The following is a 21935-nucleotide window of genomic DNA, read 5'->3' as shown; positions in this document are numbered from 1 at the left end:
GATCAGCCCTCCTTCACGGGAGCGGGCGCCGACTGGCCGCTGTCTTTCAAGGCCTTGGTCACTTCCGGCGGCATGTATTTTTCATCGTGCTTGGCCAGCACTTCGTCGGCCACCACCACGCCATCAGCGTTGAGCTTGCCCAGGGCGACGATGCCCTGCCCTTCGCGGAACAGGTCCGGGAGGATGCCGCGATAGGTGATGGTCACGGTCTTGTTGAAGTCGGTGACATTGAATTTCACGTCCAGTGAATCCCCGGAGCGCACCAGCGAGCCTTTTTCCACCATGCCGCCAGCGCGTATGCGGGTGTCCTTGGGCGCTTCGCCACTGGCGATCTGGGTCGGGGTGTAGAACAGGTTGATGTTCTGCTGCAAGGCACTCAAGGCCAGGCCGACCGCGGCACCGACACCCACCAGGATCGCCAGAATGATGACAAGACGTTTTTTGCGCAGCGGATTCACTGACCGTTCTCCCGGCGCAGACGACGCGCCTCTTGTTGCAGATACCGCTTGCGGGCCAGGATCGGCACCGCCACGTTGAGGGCCAGCACCACCAGGCAAATGCCATAGGCTGACCAGACATACAGGCCATGATGACCCATGGCGAGGAAATCGCCGAATGAAGCGAAACTCATCGAGCGGCCTCCAGGCTGTTCTGTACTTCGGCCTTCACCCAACTGGCCCGGGATTCGCGCTTGAGCACTTCCAGGCGCATGCGCAGCAACAGCACCGCGCCGAAGAAACAGTAGAAGCCCAATACGGTGAGCAACAGCGGCAGCCACATTTCCACGGGCATCGCCGGCTTTTCGGTGAGGGTGAACGTCGCGCCCTGGTGCAGGGTGTTCCACCACTCCACCGAGTACTTGATGATCGGGATGTTGATCACACCGACAATCGCCAGCACCGCGCAGGCCTTGGCGGCACTGTCACGATTGCTGATGGCGTTGCCCAGCGCAATAAGACCGAAGTACAGGAACAGCAGGATCAGCATCGACGTCAGTCGGGCATCCCAGACCCACCACGACCCCCAGGTCGGCTTGCCCCAGATGGCCCCGGTGACCAGCGCCACGGCGGTCATCCAGGCGCCGATGGGCGCGGCGCATTGCAGGGCCACGTCGGCCAGCTTCATCTTCCACACCAGCCCGACCACACCACACACGGCCAGCATCACGTAGATGGACTGGGCCAGCATCGCGGTGGGAACGTGGATGTAGATGATGCGGAAGCTGTTGCCCTGCTGGTAATCCGGTGGGGCGAAGGCCAGGCCCCAGACGACGCCGGAGCCGATCAGCAGCAGAGCGGCGATGCTCAACCAGGGCAGCATCTTGCCGCTGATGCCGTAGAACCACTTGGGTGAGCCGAGCTTATGAAACCAGGTCCAGTTCATTGCTGTTTCCATCACGGTTGCGGCTCGTCATCACGAGCTGCCAGGTCTGCCTTAACTTCCGCAGAAGTGGTCAATGCTTGACCAGGCCTCATTATTATTCGCCGACGCTGATCTTCAGGCCAGCGGCTATTGCAAAGGGTGTCAGGGTTATCGCCAGGGCGGTCAGGCTCCCAAGCCACAGCAGATAACCGGTCGCGGGCATGCCTTGCAACGCCGCTTGCAAGGCACCACTGCCCAGGATCAGCACCGGGATATACAAGGGCAGGATCAGCAGCGCCAGCAACAGGCCACCGCGCTTCAACCCCACCGTCAACGCCGCGCCTACCGCACCGAGCAGGCTCAACACCGGCGTGCCCAGCAGCAGCGATACCAGCAACACCGGCATGCACGCGGCAGGCAAACCCAGCATCATCGCCAACAGCGGCGACAGCAGCACCAGCGCCAGCCCGGAAAAAACCCAGTGTGCCAGTACCTTGGCCAAAACCAGAAGGGCCAGGGGGTGCGACGAAAGGACCCACTGTTCCAGGGAACCGTCTTCGAAATCACTGCGGAAAAGCCCGTCCAGCGAGAGCAGGACCGATAAAAGCGCGGCCACCCAGACCAGTCCCGGAGACAAGGTTTGCAACAATTGAGTCTCCGGACCGACCGCCAGCGGGAACAGCGCGATGACGATCGCGAAGAACACCAACGGATTGGCCAATTCGGCCGGACGACGAAAAAGCAGGCGCGCCTCGCGGGCCAGTAACAGGCCAAACACACTCATACGGCCCAGTTCCCCAGATCGATGTTGCGATAGCCGGACGGCATCCGCGCCAGCGTATGGTGGGTGGTCAACAGCACCATGCCGCCGTTTTCGCAATGCCGTGCCAGGTGTTCCTCGAGCTGCGCGACGCCCTGCTTGTCCAGGGCAGTGAACGGCTCGTCGAGGATCCACAGCGGTGGACCGTCCAGGTACAACCGGGCCAGGGCCACCCGGCGCTGCTGGCCAGCGGACAGGGTGTGGCTCGGTACATCCTCGAAGCCCCGCAGCCCGACCGCCGCCAACGCCTGCCAGATCGCCTCGCGACCGGCCGGCGTATGCAGAGCGCAGAGCCAACTGAGGTTTTCTTCGGGGGTGAGCAAGTCCTTGATGCCGGCGGCATGGCCGATCCAGAGCAGGTTACGGGCCAGCTCGCTGCGCTGGCTGTGCAAGGGCTGGCCATTGAGCAACACTTGGCCTGCGGTGGGCTGCATCAATCCGGCGAGCAGGCGCAACAGGCTGGTCTTGCCGCTACCGTTGGGGCCACTGATCTGCACCATATCGCCAGGCGAGAGTCTCAATTCGAGATTTTCGAAAAGCAGCCGCAAGTCTCGCTCACAGGCGAGGCCAACGGTTTGCAGGAGAGGACTGGTCAAGGGATCGCGGGCCTTATACGGTTCAAGTCGGCGGTGCAGCGGCCGTTAAAGAGGTGCAGCATAGATGCTTTGACGGCCTGTTCCACAGAGCTGCGTCAAACAATTGCAAGGTTTTCGCCACTCCCTGAAAGACGGGCGGCATTATACATGTGATGCCCTACTCTCAAGAGGGCTTATTTTCCCCAGGGTAAGACCGCAGATGACAGGCGACATCAACATCCCGCCGCTGCCCCAGGCCACGGCAACGGCGCGTATGCCAGCGGTGACGGGGGAGCTGCTCAAATTGCTGGCTCCGGCCGAAGGGCTGATCGGCCCCGGCCAGACCGCCCAGGCCGAAGTGCTGTCGCTCAAGCAGGCCGACCAGACTTTCCAGCTGTTGCTCAAGGTCACCCTGGAGAGCGGCCGCCAGACCACCGTGCAAGCCACCAGCACCCAGCCATTACCCCAGGGCACCAGCCTGGCCGTGACCCAACCGTCCCCCAGCAACCTGACGATTGCCGTGCAGCAGGCCGTCGCCTCCAGCGTCGCCACCTTGACGCGCATCGACACGGCGCAGATGCCGGTCGGCACGCTGCTGCAAGGCAAGGTGCTGACCAGCCAGGCATTGCCGTCATTGCCTGGGCAGCCGGCGGTCTACCGGTCATTGGTGAGCCTGCTCAACACCGCCCAGGCCGGCAGTACCCTGGACATCGACAGCCCCCGACCGCTGCGCATCGGCACGCTCTTGAGCGCCCAGGTGCAAGATGCCCAGACGCTGAAATTCGTTCCCCTGAGCAACCGCCAGGAGCAACTGGCGGTGAGCCAGCAACTGCTCACCCAAGTGAGCCGCCAGGGCTCGTTGGACAGCCTGATCACTGCCCTGCAAAACCTGCCGGTCACCGACGACACCGGCACCGAGCTGCGCGCCGCGGTGACTCGCTTGCTGGCTGGGCTGCCGGATGTCCAGCAACTGAGCACGCCCAAGGGCTTGGCCCAGGCCATGGTCGCCAGCGGGGTGTTCCTGGAAAGCAAACTGCTCGCCGGCCAGCCACCGAGCCTGGCGCCGGACATGAAAGGCGACCTGCTGAAACTGATTGCCCAACTGACACCGGCCCTGCCCGCCTCCACCAACCTCAGCGCCATCATTGCCGCCAATACGCTGGCCCAGGTCCTGCCGAGTTTCGTGCGCAGCGCCCTGGGGATGCTCGGCCAGGTCAGCGCCAAGCCGCAACCCACCAGTTTTCCGCTGCCCTCGCGCCAGTTGAAAGACCAGGACGAAGGCGGTGATCTGGAGCACCTGCTGCGTCTGGCCGCCGCTGCCGTGTCGCGTCTGCAAAGCCATCAGTTGTCGAGCCTGGAACAAACCGGCCTGACCGACGACGGTCGCTTGATGAGCACCTGGCAGTTGGAGATCCCGATGCGCAACCTGCAGGACATCGTGCCGTTGCAGGTCAAGTTCCAGCGCGAGGAAACCCCGCCCCGGGAGCAACCAGACGAACGCAGGGAAGAACGCGAGCCGAAACAGCAGCTCTGGCGGGTCGAACTGGCATTCGACATGGAACCGCTCGGTCCGCTGCAGATTCAAGCCCAGTTGCTCAGCGGCAGCCTGTCCAGCCAATTGTGGGCAGAACGGCCGTACACCGCGAGCCTGATCGAAAGCAACCTGACAGCACTGCGTGAGCGCCTGGTGACCTGTGGCCTGAACGTCGGCGACTTGGACTGCCACCTTGGCACCCCGCCCCAAGGCCCCAAGACTCGCCTGGAACAACGCTGGGTGGACGAAACCGCATGACAACCCACACCGAACCCCGCCAGGCCATCGCCCTCAAATACGACGGCCACCACGCCCCGACCCTTACTGCCAAGGGCGACGAAGCCCTGGCCGAGGAAATCCTGCGCATCGCCCGGGACAGTGAAGTACCGATCTATGAAAATGCCGAGCTGGTGAAGCTGCTGGCACGGATGGAATTGGGCGATAGCATCCCGGAAGAGCTGTACCGCACGATTGCCGAGATCATCGCGTTCGCCTGGAACCTCAAGGGCAAGTTCCCCCAAGGCCATGACCCGAATGCGCCGAGTGTCGAAAAGGATGTGACCGACCGCGGCGACGACTACTGATCACAGCCACAAGAGCGATAGGCTGGCTGGAATGATCAGAAGTGAACACCAGAAAAACCTGTGGGAGCGAGCTTGCTCGCGATGACGGGCGCACATTCAACATCGCTGTCGACGGTCACACCGCTATCGCGAGCAAGCTCGCTCCCACATGGGGTCTGCGACAGAGTAAGGGCAAAATGCTGGGGCCTGCTTCCCAGGCCAGCGGGAGCAAGCTCCCTCGCCACAGGGGTTATGGGCTGGCTGGAACAATCAGTGTGAACACCAGAAAAACCTGTGGGAGCCGAGCTTGCTCGCGATGACGGGCGCACATTCAACATCGCTGTCGACGGTCACACCGCTATCGCGAGCAAGCTCGCTCCCACATGGGGTCTGCGACAGAGTACGGGCAAAATGCTGGGGCCCGCTTTCCAGGCCAGCGGGAGCAAGCTCCCTCGCCGGCAGGCTGGAACGATCAGTGTGAACGCCAGAAAAACCTGTGGGAGCGAGCTTGCTCGCGATGACGGGCGCACATTCAACATCGCTGTCGACGGTCACACCGCTATCGCGAGCAGGCTCGCTCCCACATGGGGTCTGTGAAGAAAACGATCAGCCGCCTCGGTGCAGCTTGCTCATCAACTCCGCCTCGGCTTGGGTCAGGCCGCAAGCTTGGGTCAGTTCGTCGACGCTGGCGCCCATGCCCACCAGGCGGGCGGCCTGAGCGAAGGACAGGCTGGAGGGGTCACGCTGTTCCAACTGGGCGAGTTTGTCCGGCAACGGCGCAACCACGGCACGCAGCTCATGGAGCGCTTCGCCCATGCGCACGGTGCCGTTCTGGTAATCGTCGACGCGCTTGGCCAGGTCCTTGATGCGCTGGTCGCGCAGCGCATCGCCCTGGGCCTGCTGAGCGGCAATCTGCCGCTGGCCACGTATGTATGCCAAGAACATCGCCAGCGTACCTGCCCAGAAAAGGAACAGGACAATGACTGCTACCTCAAGAATCAATCAGATACTCTCCAGTTCCGACCACTCTTCTTCGCTCATCATCTTGTCCAGTTCAACCAGAATCAGCAACTCGTTATTCTTGTTGCACACGCCTTGAATGAACTTGGCGGATTCTTCGTTACCCACGTTCGGCGCCGTCTCGATTTCCGACTGGCGCAAGTAAACCACTTCGGCGACGCTGTCGACCATGATGCCAACCACTTGCTTGTCGGCTTCGATGATGACGATCCGGGTGTTGTCGCTGATCTCGGCGTTCATCAGGCCGAAGCGCTGACGGGTATCGATCACGGTGACCACGTTGCCACGCAGGTTGATGATGCCCAGCACATAGCTGGGTGCACCCGGTACCGGGGCGATCTCGGTATAGCGCAGCACTTCCTGAACGCGCATCACGTTGATGCCGTAGGTTTCGTTATCGAGCTTGAAGGTCACCCATTGCAGAATCGGATCTTCAGAACCCTTTTGAGACGACGCCTTATCATTCATACCTTGACCCCTCGAAAAACCGCCTGTGGCGGCGTGTATTCTGTCCGGCGACGCTGTGCGCCACCGGTTGTCTTATTTCGGTTTCTGGACCGGCTTCTTGCTGCCACCCAGGTGTTTTGCCCCGCCGCTGGCGATCAACTCCGCCAGCTCGGCAACGTCCAGCAAGGCGCACATGTGCTCGATCACCGTACCGGCCAGCCATGGCCGTTGCCCTCGATGGCTGCGCCACTTGATCTCGTTCGGATCCAGGCGCAGCGAACGGCTGACCTGGTGCACCGCCAATCCCCACTCGTAACCTTGCACCGAAATCACGTATTGCAGGCCCTGGCGAAAATCATCGCGATAACGGTCCGGCATCACCCAGCGCGCCGTATCCAGTACCTTCAGGTTGCCCGCCTGGCTCGGCAGGATCCCGAGAAACCATTCCGGCTGGCCGAACAACGGCGTCAGCTCCTGCCCGGCCAGGGAGTAAATCGATCCCAGGCAAACCAGCGGCACCGCCAGGGTCAACCCGGCCACATCGAACAACAAACACTCGAACGGCTCGGCAGCCCAGGCCGGACGGTCGTCGCCCGGCACCGGTGGCGGTGGGTTGCTCGGTGGCAAGTGGACTTCCACCACTGGCGTCACCAGCCCCTGCAGCAACGGGGCAACGGTCGAGACCGGCGCCAGGATCGGAGCAGGTGCCTCCATTACCGCCAGCTGTGGCTTGATGAACGGTGCTTCGACCGCCGCGGCCACCACTGATTTCCGTGCGTCACGGGCCTGCTCTTCGAGCACGGCCGCTTGAAATTCATCCAGCACACCCTCGGCTTCGACGTGTTCGGGCAACGCCTCGATCACGCTTGGCGGCGGTGGCAGTTCTTCGGTCGCTTCCTGCAACAGCCCATCCAGATAGGACTGCAGGGCCATTTGCGGACGCGAGGTTGTCTTTACTGGGCGGTTCATGGGAACAGTGCGCCACTTGAAGAGGTTATCGGCATGAATGCGGCAGGACTTGAGCGTTCGCAAGCGAACACACTACCAATGGAAAGCCTCGTCACCTTAAGCCACCTGCTGCGGAACAAGCTGTTGGGCCAGCAGATGCTTGAGCAGCGCTCGGTAAGCCAGCACGCCACGGCTCTTGCCATCGAATTGCGAAGGGGTCACACCGGCCCGGCTGGCATCCCGCAGCCGGGTGTCGACGGGGATATAACCCTGCCAGATGTCATCCGGGTACTTGTCCCGCAACACCCGCAGGGTTCCCAGGGACGCCTGGGTGCGACGGTCGAACAGCGTCGGCACGATGTTGAAGGCCAGCGTCTGTTTGCGCGAGCGGTTGACCATTGCCAGTGTATTGACCATGCGTTCCAACCCCTTGACGGCCAAATGCTCGGTCTGCACGGGGATCACCAATTGCTGACTGGCGGCCAGGGCATTGACCATCAGCAACCCCAGCAACGGCGGGCTGTCGATGATCGCGTAGTCGAAATCCTGCCAAAGCTGCGCCAGACTCTTGGCGATCACCAGGCCCAGACCGCTCTGCCCGGGCGATTGTCGCTCCAGGGTGGCCAGGGCGGTGCTCGACGGCAACAGGGAAATCCGCTCGTCGCTGGTGGACAACAACAATTGCCCCGGCAAGCCCTCGGGCACGACGCCTTTGTGCAGGAACAGGTCGAAGTTGCTGTGCTCCAGGCTGTCGGGATCGTAACCGAAATAGCTGGTCATCGAGCCATGGGGGTCCAGATCGACGATGACCACGCGCTTGCCCGCCTCGGCCAGCAACCCGGCTAAAGCGATGGAAGATGTGGTCTTGCCCACACCACCTTTTTGATTGGCGACTGCCCAGACTCTCATTCGGATCGTTCCTCCCGGCCGAAACAGGCTCGACCGAGAAATAGCTCGGTTATAAAGCGGGTGACGGAGAATTGACGGCACTCTGTCTTCCCGGCGACTTGACCGGAGCCGGTGCAGTTTGTGTGCCAGCCCGCTTCAATGCCGCATCCGGGGTTGCATTGGCCGTACCGGTACCGGTCAGGCTACGACGTACATCGAGGTTACGCGACACCACCAGCACCACCCGCCGGTTGCGCGCACGCCCCTCGGCCGTGGCGTTGTTGGCCACTGGCTGGAACTCACCGTAGCCCACCGAGGCCAGGCGACCGGGGTTCACACCCTGCATCGCCAGCATGCGCACGATGCTCGCCGAACGGGCCGAGGACAGTTCCCAGTTGGTCGGGTATTGCGCGGTACGGATCGGCTGGTCGTCCGTGAAGCCTTCGACATGGATCGGATTGTCGAAGGGCTTGAGGATCGCCGCGACCTTATCGATGATGTTGAACGCCATGTCGCTGGGCATGGCATCGCCGCTGCCGAACAACAGGCTGGAATTGAGTTCGATCTCGACCCACAGCTCGTTGCCACGCACGGTCATCTGGTTGGAGCTGATCAGGTCACCGAACGCCGCGCTGATATCGTCGGCGATGCTTTTCAACGGATCGCTGCTGCCGGCGATACCGGCATCGACCTGCTCGCTGTCCTTGACCAAGGGTTTGGCCGGGGTGGTGGTCTTGGGCCGCTCCTCGCCGATGGGGATGGGCTTGAGGGCTCGGTCGGAATCGGTGAAGACCCCGATCAACGCCTCGGAAATGACTTTGTACTTGCCTTCGTTGACCGATGAAATCGAATACATGACCACGAAAAAAGCGAACAGCAGCGTGATGAAGTCGGCGTAGGAAACCAGCCAGCGTTCATGGTTGACGTGTTCTTCACGATGCCTGCGACGTGCCATTTTCCATGTCTCCCATCAGTCCATGAAGCCCTGGAGCTTCAACTCAATGGAGCGCGGGTTTTCACCTTCGGCGATCGACAGGATCCCTTCCAGCAGCATTTCGCGATAGCGCGACTGGCGCAACGCGATGGACTTGAGTTTGGCCGCGATCGGCAACAACACCAGGTTGGCACTGGCCACGCCGTAGATCGTGGCGACGAACGCCACGGCGATACCACTGCCCAACTGCGATGGATCAGCCAGGTTGCCCATTACGTGGATAAGGCCCATCACCGCACCGATGATGCCGATGGTCGGCGCGTAGCCGCCCATGCTTTCGAATACTTTGGCCGCTTCGATGTCGCGGCTTTCCTGAGTGTAGAAATCCACTTCCAGAATGCTGCGAATGGCTTCCGGCTCGGCGCCGTCCACCAGCAATTGCAGGCCTTTGCGTGAGTAGCTGTCGGGTTCGGCGTCGGCCACTCCTTCCAGGCCCAGCAGGCCTTCCTTGCGAGCGGTCAGGCTCCAGTTCACCACGCGGTCGATGCCACCGGCCAGGTCGACACGAGGCGGGAACAGAATCCAGATCAGCACCTGCATGGCCCGCTTGAAAGCGCTCATGGGCGACTGCAACAGCGCCGCGCCAATGGTGCCACCGAGCACGATCAACGCCGCAGGGCCGTTGGCCAACGCGCCCAGATGACCGCCTTCCAGATAATTGCCGCCAATGATGGCGACGAACGCCATGATGATGCCAATCAGGCTGAGCACATCCATTACAGGCAGGCCTCGACCAGGTGTCTACCGATGTCGTCCAACCCGTACACCGCGTCGGCAAGATCGGCTTTGACGATGGCCATCGGCATGCCGTAGATCACGCAACTGGCTTCGTCCTGGGCCCAGATCGCACTGCCGCCCTGCTTGAGCAACCGTGCGCCTTCGCGACCGTCGGCGCCCATGCCGGTGAGCACCACCGCCAGAACTTTGTCACCGTAGGACTTGGCCGCGGAACCGAAGGTAATGTCCACGCACGGCTTGTAGTTCAGGCGCTCATCGCCCGGCAGGATTTTCACCGCACCACGGCCGTCGATCATCATCTGTTTGCCACCCGGCGCCAGCAATGCCAGGCCCGGACGCAGGATGTCACCATCCTCGGCTTCCTTGACGTTGATGTTGCACAGTTTGTCCAGACGCTCGGCAAACGCCTTGGTGAACGCCGCCGGCATGTGCTGGATCAGCACGATGGGCGCCGGGAAGTTGGCCGGCAATTGGGTCAGGACCCGTTGCAGTGCCACCGGGCCGCCCGTGGACGTCCCGATCGCCACCAGCTTGTAGGCTTTGCGCTTGGGTGCCGGCGACGTTGCACTGGCAGGTGCCGAACGCGTCGGCGCGGGTGCCGGGGCGCTGCGTACCGGGGCCGGATTGAAGCTGCTCGATGCCGTCGGCGCTGGCGCAGGGCTTGGCGCCGCAACCGGGGCTGACGCCGGTGCGCTGTAGGCACCGACACGACGATTGCTGCGGGAAATGCTATGGACCTTTTCGCACAGCAACTGCCGGACTTTGTCGGGGTTGCGCGAAATGTCTTCGAAATTCTTCGGCAGGAAATCCACCGCCCCGGCGTCCAGCGCATCGAGGGTTACCCGGGCGCCTTCGTGAGTCAGGGACGAGAACATCAAGACCGGGGTCGGGCAGCGCTGCATGATATGCCGCACGGCCGTGATGCCATCCATCATCGGCATCTCGTAGTCCATGGTAATCACGTCCGGCTTGAGTGCCAGGGCCTGATCGATCGCCTCTTTGCCATTAGTCGCGGTACCGACGACCTGAATACTCGTGTCCGCCGAAAGAATTTCCGAGACGCGGCGACGGAAAAAACCCGAATCGTCCACCACCAGGACTTTAACTACCATAAACACTCCGTTAGACGAGGCGCGGCGCTGGGCCGCCCCCCTCCAGAATCAAATACGCCGGGCGGCGTAACGCTTGAGCATGCTTGGCACATCGAGAATCAACGCGATGCGGCCGTCGCCGGTGATGGTGGCGCCGGACATGCCCGGGGTGCCTTGGAGCATCTTGCCCAACGGCTTGATGACCACTTCTTCCTGGCCCACCAACTGGTCGACGACGAAGCCGATCCGCTGGGTGCCCACCGAAAGGATCACCACATGGCCCTCGCCCTGCTCCACATGAGCCGCGGAGCTGACCAGCCAGCGCTTGAGGTAGAACAGCGGCAATGCCTTGTCCCGTACGATCACCACTTCCTGGCCGTCCACCACGTTGGTGCGCGACAGGTCGAGGTGGAAGATCTCGTTGACGTTGACCAGCGGGAAGGCGAAGGCCTGATTGCCCAGCATCACCATCAAGGTCGGCATGATCGCCAAGGTCAACGGGACCTTGATGACGATCTTCGAGCCCTGGCCCTTGGTCGAGTAGATGTTGATCGAACCGTTGAGCTGGGAAATCTTGGTTTTCACCACGTCCATGCCCACGCCACGGCCCGACACGTCGGAAATCTCGGTCTTGGTCGAGAAACCCGGGGCGAAGATCAGGTTGTAGCACTCGGTGTCGCTCAGGCGGTCGGCGGCATCCTTGTCCATTACACCGCGTTTCACCGCGATGGAACGCAGCACGTTCGGGTCCATGCCTTTGCCGTCATCGGAGATCGACAGCAGGATATGGTCGCCTTCCTGCTCGGCGGCCAGGATTACCTTGCCGCTGCGGACCTTGCCCGAGGCTTCGCGTTCTTCCGGCGACTCGATGCCGTGGTCGACCGCGTTGCGCACCAAGTGGACCAGCGGATCGGCCAGGGCCTCGACGAGGTTCTTGTCGAGGTCGGTCTCTTCACCCACCAGTTCCAGGTTGATTTCTTTCTTGAGCTGGCGAGCCAGGTCGCGAACCAGGCGCGGGAAGCGCCCGAAGACTTTCTTGATCGGCTGCATCCGGGTCTTCATGACCGCGGTCTGCAAGTCGGCCGTGACCACGTCGAGGTTCGACACGGCCTTGGACATGGCTTCGTCCTGGCTGTTGAGGCCCAGGCGCACCAGACGGTTACGCACCAGCACCAGTTCGCCGACCATGTTCATGATCTCGTCCAGGCGTGCCGTGTCGACCCGAACGGTGGTCTCGGCTTCGCTGGCCGGTTTTTCCGCTGGCGCAGCCGCCGGAGCCCGGGCTGGCGCCGCGGCGGCGGCAGCGGCAGGCTTGGCGGGCTCGGCCTTGGGTTCCGGTGCCTTGGCAGCGGGTTTGGGCGCAGCCTTGGCCGCCGGTGCCGCCGCGGTGGCGGCAGGCGCGGCAGACGCCGTACCGACTTCGCTGAACTTGCCCTTGCCATGCAGCTCATCGAGCAGCGATTCGAATTCGTGGTCGCTGATCAGATCGCTGCCAGCGGCAGCGGCGGCCGGCTTGGCCGGGGTCGGCGCCGAAGCGATGGCCGAATCCAGTGCGTCAACGGCAAAGGTGCCCTTGCCATGCAACTGGTCGAGCAACGCTTCGAATTCGTCGTCGGTGATGTCGGAGCTGTCGCCCGCCGCTTTCGCGGCGACCGGTGCCGTCGGCGGGACGACCGCATCCGGCGCGAACTGGCCCTTGCCGTGAAGCTGGTCGAGCAGCGACTCGAACTCGGCATCGGTGATTTCATCGCTGGCAGCCCCGGCGGCTTGTGCAGCAGGTGCGACCTGAGCAGCCGGCGCCTCGGCCTCGGCCTTGACGGTATTCAGGGAGTCCAGCAGTTGTTCGAATTCGTTATCGGTGATGTCGCCCGATTCTTCGGCGACCGGCTCTTCAACCACCGCTTCGGCAACCGGCGCCGCTTCGTCAGCCGATTGCGGCTCGGCCAGGCGTGCCAGCGCGGCGAGCAACTCAGGGGTGGCAGGGGTGATCGGCGAGCGCTCGCGCACTTCGCTGAACATGCTGTTGACCGCATCCAGCGCTTCGAGCACCACGTCCATCAATTCCGAGTCAACGCGACGCTCACCCTTGCGCAGGATGTCGAACACGTTCTCGGCAATGTGACAGCACTCCACCAGCTCGTTGAGCTGGAGGAAGCCGGCGCCTCCTTTTACAGTGTGGAAACCGCGAAAAATTGCATTGAGCAAGTCTGCATCATCGGGTCGACTTTCCAGCTCGACCAGTTGCTCAGACAGTTGCTCTAGAATCTCGCCGGCCTCAACCAGGAAATCCTGAAGGATCTCTTCATCGGCGCCGAAGCTCATTAATGGCTGCTCCTAAAACAGGGCTAAAACTCAGAATCCAAGGCTGGACAGCAAATCGTCCACATCGTCCTGACCGGACATAACGTCTTCTCTTTTATCGGCATGAATTTGCGGACCTTCACCCTGAGAGAGATGTTTTTGTGGATCTTTTTCAGCAAGCATCGCTTCACGGTCGTGTTCGATGCCTGCAAAGCGGTCGACCTGGCTGGCCATCAACACCAGTTTGAGCAGGTTGCTTTCCACTTCGGTGACCAACTGGGTCACACGCTTGATTACCTGGCCGGTCAGGTCTTGATAGTCCTGGGCCAGCAGAATGTCGTTGAGGTTGCTTGCCACGGCGCGGTTCTCGGTGCTGCTGCGCGTCAGGAAACCGTCGACCCGGCGGGCCAGCTCCCGAAACTCTTCAGCACCGACTTCACGACGCATGAACCGGCCCCAGTCGGTGCTCAAGGCCTGGGCCTCTTCGCTCAGGCCATTGACCAGCGGCGTTGCGCTTTCCACCAGATCCATGGTGCGGTTGGCCGCGGCTTCGGTCAGTTTGACCACATACCCCAGGCGCTCGGTGGCGTCGGTGATCTGCGAGACTTCCTCGGCCTGCGGCATGTGCGGGTCGATCTGGAAATTGACAATCGCGCTGTGCAGTTCACGCGTGAGCTTGCCCACTTCCTGATACAGACCGCGGTCACGGGTCTGGTTGAGCTCATGGATCATTTGAACCGCATCGCCAAAGCGACCTTTTTCAAGGCTGTCGACCAGTTCGCGGGCATGTTTTTTCAGGGTCGATTCGAAATCGCCCATTGAAGATTCGTTGTCCATAGCTCCCCCGTGGCGCCGTTAACCGATGCGTTCGAAGATTTTTTCGATCTTCTCTTTCAACGCCTGGGCCGTGAAGGGTTTGACCACATAGCCGTTTACACCGGCCTGGGCCGCTTCGATGATCTGCTCGCGCTTGGCTTCGGCAGTGACCATCAACACCGGGAGATGCTTGAGTTTTTCGTCGGCACGCACCTGGCGCAGCAGGTCGATACCGGTCATGCCTGGCATGTTCCAGTCGGTGACCAGAAAATCGAAGTTGCCACTGTGCAACATCGGGAGCGCAGTGGTCCCGTCATCTGCTTCGGCCGTGTTGGTGAACCCAAGGTCACGCAACAGGTTTTTAATGATCCGCCGCATCGTTGAGAAGTCATCAACGATGAGGATTTTCATGTTCTTGTCCAATTCGACCTCCAAGCAGTCTTAAACGCGCCCAGCACCTGGACGCGCCATTTCAATCAATCCGGCACAACACTCGACAACGGTCTGGAGCACAACGGATGGAGACTGGCACAGCACCTGCCAGGCCAGCCTCGTCGCAGTGTCCCCACACTGCCTGTCAACGCGCTCGCCACTCCCCCAAACGCCCCCGCAAACGGGCCGCGCACTGGCTGTGTAACTGGCTGACCCGCGATTCGCTGACCCCCAGGACCTCACCGATTTCCTTGAGGTTCAGCTCTTCGTCGTAGTACAGCGCCAAGACCAGCCGCTCACGCTCCGGCAAATTGGCAATCGCATCCGCCAGCGCACTCTGGAAACGTTCATCTTCCAGGTCACGCGACGGCTCCATGTGAGCACTCGCGTTATCCTCGTGCAGCCCTTCGTGTTCGCCGTCCTGCAACAGGTCGTCGAAACTGAACAGGCGGCTGCCCAAGGTATCGTTCAAAATCCCGTAATAATCGTCGAGACTCAACTGGAGTTCGGCCGCAACTTCGTGATCTTTAGCGTCACGCCCGGTTTTAGCTTCAATTGCCCGAATCGCGTCACTGACCATGCGGGTATTGCGGTGCACCGAACGCGGCGCCCAATCGCCCTTGCGGACCTCATCGAGCATCGCCCCGCGAATGCGGATACCGGCATAGGTCTCGAAACTGGCACCTTTGCTGGCGTCGTATTTGTTCGACACTTCAAGCAGGCCGATCATGCCGGCCTGGATCAAGTCCTCGACCTGGACACTGGCCGGCAACCGCGCCAGCAAGTGGTAGGCAATACGCTTGACCAGTGGCGCATAACGCTCGATCAATTCGTATTGGGCGTCCCGTGCCGATTTTTTGTAGAGATGGTTGTAACCGCTGGCTGTCATAGCACGGGCCCTGCTGTTTGTTGCACAAGACGCTCGACGAAAAATTCCAGATGCCCGCGGGGGTTGGCCGGCAGTGGCCAGGTATCGACCTTCTGGGCGATCGCCTTGAACGCCAGCGCGCATTTGGAACGTGGAAAAGCTTCATAAACGGCGCGTTGCTTCTGGACGGCCTTGCGTACGCTTTCGTCGTACGGCACGGCGCCGACGTATTGTAGGGCGACGTCCAGGAAGCGATCGGTGACCTTGGTCAACTTGGCGAACAGGTTGCGCCCTTCCTGCGGGCTCTGGGCCATATTGGCCAGGACGCGGAAGCGGTTCATGCCATAGTCGCGGTTCAGCAGTTTGATCAGGGCGTAGGCATCGGTGATGGACGTCGGTTCGTCGCAGACCACCAGCAGCACTTCCTGGGCGGCGCGGACGAAACTGACGACCGAGTCGCCGATGCCGGCCGCGGTGTCGATCACCAGCACATCGAGGTTGTCGCCGATGTCGCTGAAGGCCTGGATCAGGCCCGCGTGCTGGGCCGGGGTCAGGTGGACCATGCTCTGGGTACCGGAGGCAGCCGGCACGATGCGAATCCCGCCAGGTCCCTGCAACAGCACGTCGCGCAGTTCGCAACGGCCCTCGATCACGTCCGCCAGGGTGCGTTTGGGGGTAAGCCCCAGCAGCACGTCGACGTTCGCCAGGCCCAGGTCGGCGTCCAGCAGCATGACCCGTCGGCCAAGCTCTGCCAGAGCCAGGGACAAGTTCACTGACACGTTAGTCTTCCCGACGCCACCTTTGCCGCCGGTCACCGCGATCACCTGTACGGGATGCATGCTGCCCATGTTCGTTCTTTACCTTGTCTTCTTAGACGGAGGCCACATTACTGGCTGCGCGTTCGCATAAGGAACAATGCATGGCAGACCATCGATGTAGGTACAAAAAATATTCATGATTACCTCAGCCGACCTGCTTGGTCGGGCTGTGGTAGATGTCAGCGAACATGTCAGCCATGGCTTCTTCGCTGGGTTCTTCCTGCATTTGCACACTCACGGCACGACTGACCAGTTGATGACGGCGCGGCAGATGCAAATCATCCGGGATCCGCGGCCCATCGGTCAGGTAGGCCACCGGCAGTTCATGACCGATCGCCAGGCTCAACACCTCGCCCAGGCTTGCCGTTTCGTCCAGCTTAGTCAGGATGCAGCCAGCCAGTCCGCAGCGTTTGTAGCTGTGGTATGCGGCGGTTAGAACCTGTTTCTGGCTGGTGGTTGCCAACACGAGATAATTTTTTGACTTGATACCGCGTCCGGCCAGGCTTTCGAGCTGCATGCGCAGGGCCGGATCGCTGGCTTGCAGGCCGGCGGTATCGATCAGCACGACGCGTTTGCGCAGCAGCGGCTCCAGCGCCTGGGCCAGGGATTGGCCCGGATCCACATGGGTCACCGACACATTGAGGATCCGGCCCAGGGTCTTGAGTTGTTCCTGGGCACCGATGCGGAAACTGTCCATGCTCACCAGGGCGATGCTCTGGGCGCCGTACTTGAGTACATAGCGGGCGGCGAGCTTGGCCAGGGTGGTGGTCTTGCCCATGCCGGCAGGACCGACCATGGCAATCACCCCGCCCTCCTCCAGCGGCTCGACTTCCGGCGTGGCGATCATCCGCGCCAGGTGCGCCAGCAACATGCGCCAGGCCTGGCGAGGCTCTTCGATACCATTGATCAGCGCCAGCAGGTCTCGGGACAACGGGCCGGACAAGCCGATGCGTTGCAGGCGACGCCACAGGTTGGCCTGGGCCGGACGGCTGCCTTGCAGTTGGTTCCAGGCCAGGGAGCCGAGTTGGACTTCCATCAGCTCGCGCAGGCTGTTGAGCTCGAAGCGCATCGAGTCCAGGGCGCGCGGGTCGAGCCCGCGGGCAGGCGCGGCGGGTGCCGGCTCCGGACGACGCGGTTCGGCCTGGGCCTGCTCGATCAGCGGCTCGGCAGCGGTCAACGGCAGGCCGGCGGTCAGCGGCTGACCGGCGAACAATTGACGATTGGTGCCCGCGGCACCCTCGCCTTCGCTGCTGCGCAGGCTCAGTTCGGCCTGCGCGCTGGCGATGCGCGACTGGGTCTTGCGCAGCTCGTCTTCGAGTTCCATGTTCGGAACCCGCGGGGCCAGCGCAGACAGTTTGTAATCCAGGGCCGCCGTCAGCTCGACACCGCCGGCGATACGACGGTTGCCAATGATGGCTGCTTCAGCGCCCAGCTCGTCACGAACCAGTTTCATGGCCTGACGCATGTCGGCGGCGAAAAAACGCTTCACTTGCATAAACCACTACCTCAGCCGTTGGGCCCTACTGTCGCAACGATGGTCACTTGCTTGTTGTCCGGTATTTCCTGGTACGCCAACACATGCAGCCCCGGGACCGCGAGGCGACCGAATCGCGAGAGCATCGCGCGAATCGGACCGGCCACCAGCAGGATCACCGGTTGGCCTTGCATCTCCTGCCGCTGGGCTGCTTCGATCAGCGAACGCTGCAGCTTCTCGGCCATGCTTGGCTCCAGCAGAACACCCTCTTCCGAGCCTTGTCCTGCCTTCTGCAGACTATTGAGCAATATCTGTTCCAACCTTGGCTCCAAGGTGATCACAGGCAGCTCAGACTCAGTGCCTACAATGCTTTGGACGATTGCGCGGGACACACCGACCCGAACCGCAGCCACCAAGGCGGCGGTATCTTGACTCTTGGAGGCGTTGTTGGCGATGGCCTCGGCGATACTGCGTATGTCGCGCACGGGCACTTGTTCGGCCAGCAGCGCCTGCAGCACCTTGAGCAACTGCGACAACGAAACCACACCCGGCACCAGCTCTTCAGCCAGCTTCGGCGAGCCTTTGGCCAGCACTTGCAGGAGTTGCTGGACTTCTTCGTGGCCAATCAGCTCGCTGGAGTGCTTGTACAGGATCTGGTTCAAGTGGGTCGCCACCACGGTACTGGCGTCCACCACGGTATAACCGAGGGACTGGGCCTGGGCCCGCTGGCTGATTTCGATCCACACCGCTTCCAGGCCGAAAGCCGGATCCTTGGCGGTGATGCCGTTGAGGCTGCCATAGACCTGGCCAGGGTTGATCGCCAATTCGCGGTCGGGGTAGATCTCGGCTTCGGCCAGGATCACCCCCATCAAGGTCAGGCGATAGGCGCTCGGCGCCAGGTCGAGGTTGTCGCGAATGTGTACGGTGGGCATCAGGAAGCCAAGGTCCTGGGAGAGCTTCTTGCGCACGCCCTTGATCCGCGCCAGCAACTGCCCACCCTGGTTACGGTCGACCAAGGGAATCAGGCGATAGCCGACTTCCAGGCCGATCATGTCGATCGGGGTCACGTCATCCCAGCCCAGCTCCTTGGTTTCCATGGCGCGGGCCGGCGACGGCAGCAACTCCTGCTGACGCTTGACCTCTTGCAGGGCCTGGACTTTCTGCACGTTCTGCTTCTTCCAGAACAGGTAGGCACCACCCGCGGCGGCGGCGGCCATGGTCAGGAAGGAAATGTGCGGCATCCCCGGCACCAGGCCCATCACGGCCATCAGGCCGGCGGCAACGGCCAGGGCCTTGGGCGAGGCGAACATCTGCCGACCGATCTGCTTGCCCATGTCTTCGGAGCCCGAAGCACGGGTCACCATGATCGCGGCCGCTGTGGATAACAACAGTGATGGCAATTGCGCCACCAAACCGTCACCAATGGTCAGCAAGGCGTAGACCCTGCCGGCGTCGCCAAACGACATGTTGTGCTGGAAGATGCCGACAGCCATGCCGCCGATCAGGTTGATGAACAGAATCAGCAGGCCGGCGATGGCGTCACCGCGCACGAATTTGCTGGCACCGTCCATGGAACCGTAGAACTCGGCTTCCTGGGCCACTTCCAGGCGACGCAGCTTGGCCTGGCTCTGGTCGATGAGACCGGCGTTGAGGTCGGCGTCGATCGCCATCTGCTTGCCGGGCATCGCATCGAGGGTGAAACGCGCGCTCACCTCGGAAATCCGCCCGGCACCCTTGGTCACCACGACGAAGTTGATGATCATCAAGATGGCGAAGACCACGATACCGACCACGTAGTTACCGCCGATCACCACCTCACCGAAGGCCTGGATCACCTTACCGGCGGCGGCGTGCCCGTCCTGGCCGTGGAGCATCACCACGCGGGTGGACGCCACGTTCAGCGCCAGGCGCAGCAGCGTGGCCACCAGCAGGATGGTCGGGAAGACGGCAAAATCCAGTGGCCGCAGGGCGTAGACGCATACCAGCAGCACGACGATCGACAGGGCGATGTTGAACGTGAAGAACACGTCCAGCAGGAACGGCGGCACCGGCAGCATCATCATGGCAAGCATGACCAGCAGCAACAGCGGCACGCCCAGATTACCCCGGCTGAGGTCTACGACATTGCTGCGCGCAGTGCTGAATAACTGTGAGCGATCCACCGATTTTCCCCGTTCCTGTGAAGCAAACTTTTGACGCCCGAAGGGGCGCAGACGGGGTATTGCAAGAAGCCTTCCAACTTGCAGCCAACATTCGCAACAGCATGCATTCAGCCGGGTTCAACTCACCGGTTGGTCACTACGCTGTCAGTATCTGCTGCGGTGTGATCGGGCCAAAATCCAGTTTCCAGCCCCTGACATAACGCGTCCCCCTGTACATTTGCTGACCATCGACTTCAACCCGGTCTTCGCTCGTGTACGTGAACACCACCATCGAAGTCGGCGCCTTGGTATCGGACAAAGGTTGTTCAGGCGCGTTTATCTGGTGGCCCTCCATCACGTTGAGCGCCCATTGGAACCGAATGATCGGGAGATCCGCGATCGTGATGAGCCGCTGGGGGTCCTCCCATCGAAAATCCGTACGCGCGGCCAGCCTCAATTTACCGTCAAGGATCTGGAAAATCGGTTTGTGATAACGCTGCTCCATGACCCCACTCGACCACCCGTCAAAATAGCTGTCAGCACCGGTGAAAATATGAAACAGCACCTCGTTGCTGGTGATTTTTCCTGCCTGATCAGCGAAGTAATCGTAGGAGATGTGGTAAGCCAGGCCTTCCAATTCCGGCCGAATGGCATTGATCTCATTCTCCAGATAACTGGGCACGTACTTGTTTGCCGCGGCCTTGAAGCGCGCGAAATCGAGTGCCAGGTCAAACGTGAACGCACAAGCGATAGCCCGTTCGCCGAAATTGGCTTCGACCACCCCCGTCACAAACTCCAGCGCCATGCCTCCAAGATTCTTGTATTCGCGCATTGTCATGTCATACCCCTGGGTTGAGTGAGCATCCAGAAGCATTACATGGCTAGAGAAAACAGCTGTCTACTGTCAGGACTGACAGGTACAGGGCACACCAAGCGCCCGTCGCAGGCCGGGACGGAGGCCTGACTCAGGAATCGCGGCGCAAATCCGGCGGGATCGGCAGGTCCTTGAGCGGTTCGGGGCGCTTGCCCTTGCCCGCGCGGTGCTGGCGGATCTGGTAGACATAGGCCAATACCTGGGCCACGGCCAGGTACAGGCCTCCAGGGATTTCCTGGTCGAGTTCGGTGGAGTAGTAAATCGATCGCGCCAGCGCCGGGGACTCGAGCAGCATCACCTCATTGGCCACGGCGATCTCACGGATCTTCAGCGCCAGGAAGTCACTGCCCTTGGCCAGCAACACGGGCGCGTTGCCTTTTTCAGGGTCGTACTTGAGGGCGACGGCGTAGTGAGTCGGGTTGGTGATGACCACATCGGCATCGGGGATGGCCGCCATCATCCGCCGCTGGGAGACCTCGCGCTGCAATTGACGGATACGCTGCTTGACCTCCGGCTTGCCCTCCGCGTCCTTGTGCTCGTCGCGCACTTCCTGCTTGGTCATCATCAGCTTCTGCTTGCTCTGATACAGCTGGATCGGCACGTCGATGGCCGCGATCAGGATCAGGCCGCAAGCCATCCACAACGTACTCCAGCCCACCAACTGCACGCTGTGGATAATCGCCTGCTCCAGCGGTTCGTGGGCAATGCGCAGCAGATCATCGATGTCGGCCTGCAACACCGTCAGCGCCACGAACAGCACCAGCAGGAATTTCCCAAACGCCTTGAGCAACTCCATCAGCGCCGTGGTGGAAAACATGCGCTTGAGACCGGCGGCCGGGTTCATCCGGCTGAACTTGGGAGCCAGGCTACCGGCAGCGAACAACCAGCCGCCCAGGGAAATCGGGCCGATGAGAGCAGCCAGCAGCAAGCAGATCAAGACCGGCTGCACCGCCAGGATCGCGATCTTGCCCGAGTGCAGCAGATGCTGGGACATGGCCCCCGGAGACAGCAGCACCTCGCGGGGCAGGGAGAAATTCAGGCGCATGATTTCCAGCAGGTCCAGGGCCAACCCGCCGCCATAAATCAGCAACCCACCCGCCCCGGCCAGCATGATCGCCAGCGTGTTGAGTTCCTTGGAACGGGCGGTCTCGCCCTTTTCCCGGGACTCGCGCAGGCGCTTTTCCGTGGGGTCTTCTGTCTTGTCCTGACCACTCTCGCTCTCGGCCATGGT

At 61.7% G+C, this 21935-nt stretch carries 23 protein-coding genes; 2 read left to right on the top strand and 21 right to left on the bottom strand.

Features of this window, described 5'->3' with window-relative positions; all coding sequences use genetic code 11:
* Positions 1-2 precede the first annotated feature (2 nt).
* The 5 genes from ccmE to ccmA form a co-directional block, all read right to left on the bottom strand.
* Positions 3-458 (bottom strand): cytochrome c maturation protein CcmE, encoded by a 456-nt coding sequence (gene ccmE / locus ACZ5M5_RS08485; RefSeq protein WP_060738623.1) that lies wholly within the window; start codon positions 456-458, stop codon positions 3-5.
* Positions 455-631, bottom strand: a complete 177-nt coding sequence (ccmD, locus tag ACZ5M5_RS08480; protein ID WP_003199159.1) for a heme exporter protein CcmD — start codon at positions 629-631, stop codon at positions 455-457. The genes ccmE and ccmD overlap by 4 nt, the downstream gene beginning before the upstream one ends.
* The gene (locus ACZ5M5_RS08475) at positions 628-1383 is read right to left on the bottom strand and encodes a heme ABC transporter permease (protein WP_103307865.1); all 756 of its coding nucleotides are present in this window, start codon (positions 1381-1383) and stop codon (positions 628-630) included. Before ACZ5M5_RS08475 ends, ccmD begins: the two co-directional genes overlap by 4 nt.
* Positions 1384-1477: 94 nt before the next feature.
* Positions 1478-2146, bottom strand: coding sequence for a heme exporter protein CcmB (ccmB, locus tag ACZ5M5_RS08470; RefSeq protein WP_003183957.1), 669 nt, complete (start codon positions 2144-2146; stop codon positions 1478-1480).
* Positions 2143-2778 (bottom strand): cytochrome c biogenesis heme-transporting ATPase CcmA, encoded by a 636-nt coding sequence (gene ccmA / locus ACZ5M5_RS08465; protein ID WP_060738625.1) that lies wholly within the window; start codon positions 2776-2778, stop codon positions 2143-2145. The genes ccmB and ccmA overlap by 4 nt, the downstream gene beginning before the upstream one ends.
* 199 nt (positions 2779-2977) lie before the next feature.
* Between ccmA and fliK the strand changes: the two genes are divergently transcribed.
* Together fliK and ACZ5M5_RS08455 are read left to right on the top strand one after the other, a co-directional pair.
* The gene (gene fliK / locus ACZ5M5_RS08460; RefSeq protein ID WP_103307867.1) at positions 2978-4549 is read left to right on the top strand and encodes a flagellar hook-length control protein FliK; all 1572 of its coding nucleotides are present in this window, start codon (positions 2978-2980) and stop codon (positions 4547-4549) included.
* The gene (locus ACZ5M5_RS08455; RefSeq protein ID WP_060738627.1) at positions 4546-4875 is read left to right on the top strand and encodes an EscU/YscU/HrcU family type III secretion system export apparatus switch protein; all 330 of its coding nucleotides are present in this window, start codon (positions 4546-4548) and stop codon (positions 4873-4875) included. The genes fliK and ACZ5M5_RS08455 overlap by 4 nt, the downstream gene beginning before the upstream one ends.
* Before the next feature lie 585 nt (positions 4876-5460).
* Here the strand turns inward: ACZ5M5_RS08455 and ACZ5M5_RS08450 are convergent.
* The 16 genes from ACZ5M5_RS08450 to flhB all read right to left on the bottom strand — a co-directional run bounded on the left by ACZ5M5_RS08450 (position 5461) and on the right by flhB (position 21932).
* Positions 5461-5856 carry a DUF2802 domain-containing protein gene (locus ACZ5M5_RS08450; RefSeq protein WP_060738629.1) on the bottom strand — a complete coding sequence of 132 codons (396 nt, stop codon included), beginning with the start codon at positions 5854-5856 and terminating at the stop codon, positions 5461-5463.
* Positions 5857-6342, bottom strand: a complete 486-nt coding sequence (locus ACZ5M5_RS08445; protein WP_003199144.1) for a chemotaxis protein CheW — start codon at positions 6340-6342, stop codon at positions 5857-5859.
* Between the two features lie 72 nt (positions 6343-6414).
* Positions 6415-7290 carry a CheW domain-containing protein gene (locus tag ACZ5M5_RS08440; protein WP_103307868.1) on the bottom strand — a complete coding sequence of 292 codons (876 nt, stop codon included), beginning with the start codon at positions 7288-7290 and terminating at the stop codon, positions 6415-6417.
* 96 nt (positions 7291-7386) lie between these two features.
* On the bottom strand, positions 7387-8178 hold the full coding sequence (locus ACZ5M5_RS08435; protein WP_060738631.1) for a ParA family protein: 792 nt from the start codon (positions 8176-8178) through the stop codon (positions 7387-7389).
* A 49-nt stretch (positions 8179-8227) separates the two neighbouring features.
* A complete protein-coding gene (gene motD, locus ACZ5M5_RS08430) occupies positions 8228-9112 on the bottom strand; it encodes a flagellar motor protein MotD (protein ID WP_060738632.1) in 885 nt (294 codons plus the stop codon).
* A 15-nt stretch (positions 9113-9127) separates the two neighbouring features.
* The gene (locus ACZ5M5_RS08425; protein ID WP_003199135.1) at positions 9128-9868 is read right to left on the bottom strand and encodes a flagellar motor protein; all 741 of its coding nucleotides are present in this window, start codon (positions 9866-9868) and stop codon (positions 9128-9130) included.
* Positions 9868-11001: a protein-glutamate methylesterase/protein-glutamine glutaminase gene (locus ACZ5M5_RS08420; protein WP_464738892.1), complete on the bottom strand. Its 1134-nt coding sequence runs from the start codon at positions 10999-11001 to the stop codon at positions 9868-9870. Before ACZ5M5_RS08420 ends, ACZ5M5_RS08425 begins: the two co-directional genes overlap by 1 nt.
* A 48-nt stretch (positions 11002-11049) precedes the next feature.
* Positions 11050-13302 (bottom strand): chemotaxis protein CheA, encoded by a 2253-nt coding sequence (locus ACZ5M5_RS08415; protein ID WP_060738634.1) that lies wholly within the window; start codon positions 13300-13302, stop codon positions 11050-11052.
* A 30-nt stretch (positions 13303-13332) separates the two neighbouring features.
* Complete coding sequence (locus ACZ5M5_RS08410; protein ID WP_060738635.1) at positions 13333-14118, bottom strand: protein phosphatase CheZ; 786 nt, start codon at positions 14116-14118, stop codon at positions 13333-13335.
* A gap of 18 nt (positions 14119-14136) precedes the next feature.
* The gene (locus ACZ5M5_RS08405) at positions 14137-14508 is read right to left on the bottom strand and encodes a chemotaxis response regulator CheY (RefSeq protein ID WP_003199125.1); all 372 of its coding nucleotides are present in this window, start codon (positions 14506-14508) and stop codon (positions 14137-14139) included.
* A 166-nt stretch (positions 14509-14674) separates the two neighbouring features.
* Positions 14675-15418: an RNA polymerase sigma factor FliA gene (gene fliA / locus ACZ5M5_RS08400; RefSeq protein ID WP_014337177.1), complete on the bottom strand. Its 744-nt coding sequence runs from the start codon at positions 15416-15418 to the stop codon at positions 14675-14677.
* Complete coding sequence (gene fleN, locus ACZ5M5_RS08395; RefSeq protein ID WP_003184001.1) at positions 15415-16245, bottom strand: flagellar synthesis regulator FleN; 831 nt, start codon at positions 16243-16245, stop codon at positions 15415-15417. The genes fliA and fleN overlap by 4 nt, the downstream gene beginning before the upstream one ends.
* 115 nt (positions 16246-16360) lie before the next feature.
* Entirely contained in the window at positions 16361-17710 is a 1350-nt protein-coding gene (gene flhF / locus ACZ5M5_RS08390) for a flagellar biosynthesis protein FlhF (RefSeq protein ID WP_060738636.1), read from the bottom strand.
* Positions 17711-17721: 11 nt separating this feature from the next.
* On the bottom strand, positions 17722-19851 hold the full coding sequence (gene flhA, locus ACZ5M5_RS08385; protein WP_060738637.1) for a flagellar biosynthesis protein FlhA: 2130 nt from the start codon (positions 19849-19851) through the stop codon (positions 17722-17724).
* A 136-nt stretch (positions 19852-19987) separates the two neighbouring features.
* Positions 19988-20668: a hypothetical protein gene (locus ACZ5M5_RS08380; protein WP_464738891.1), complete on the bottom strand. Its 681-nt coding sequence runs from the start codon at positions 20666-20668 to the stop codon at positions 19988-19990.
* A 127-nt stretch (positions 20669-20795) separates the two neighbouring features.
* The gene (gene flhB / locus ACZ5M5_RS08375; RefSeq protein ID WP_060738639.1) at positions 20796-21932 is read right to left on the bottom strand and encodes a flagellar biosynthesis protein FlhB; all 1137 of its coding nucleotides are present in this window, start codon (positions 21930-21932) and stop codon (positions 20796-20798) included.
* Positions 21933-21935 lie beyond the last annotated feature (3 nt).

The sequence above is a fragment of the Pseudomonas sp. Van50 genome, from assembly GCF_055390755.1.
Note: the sequence above shows the minus strand (reverse complement) of the source record. Positions and strands in the feature narration are given on the sequence as shown.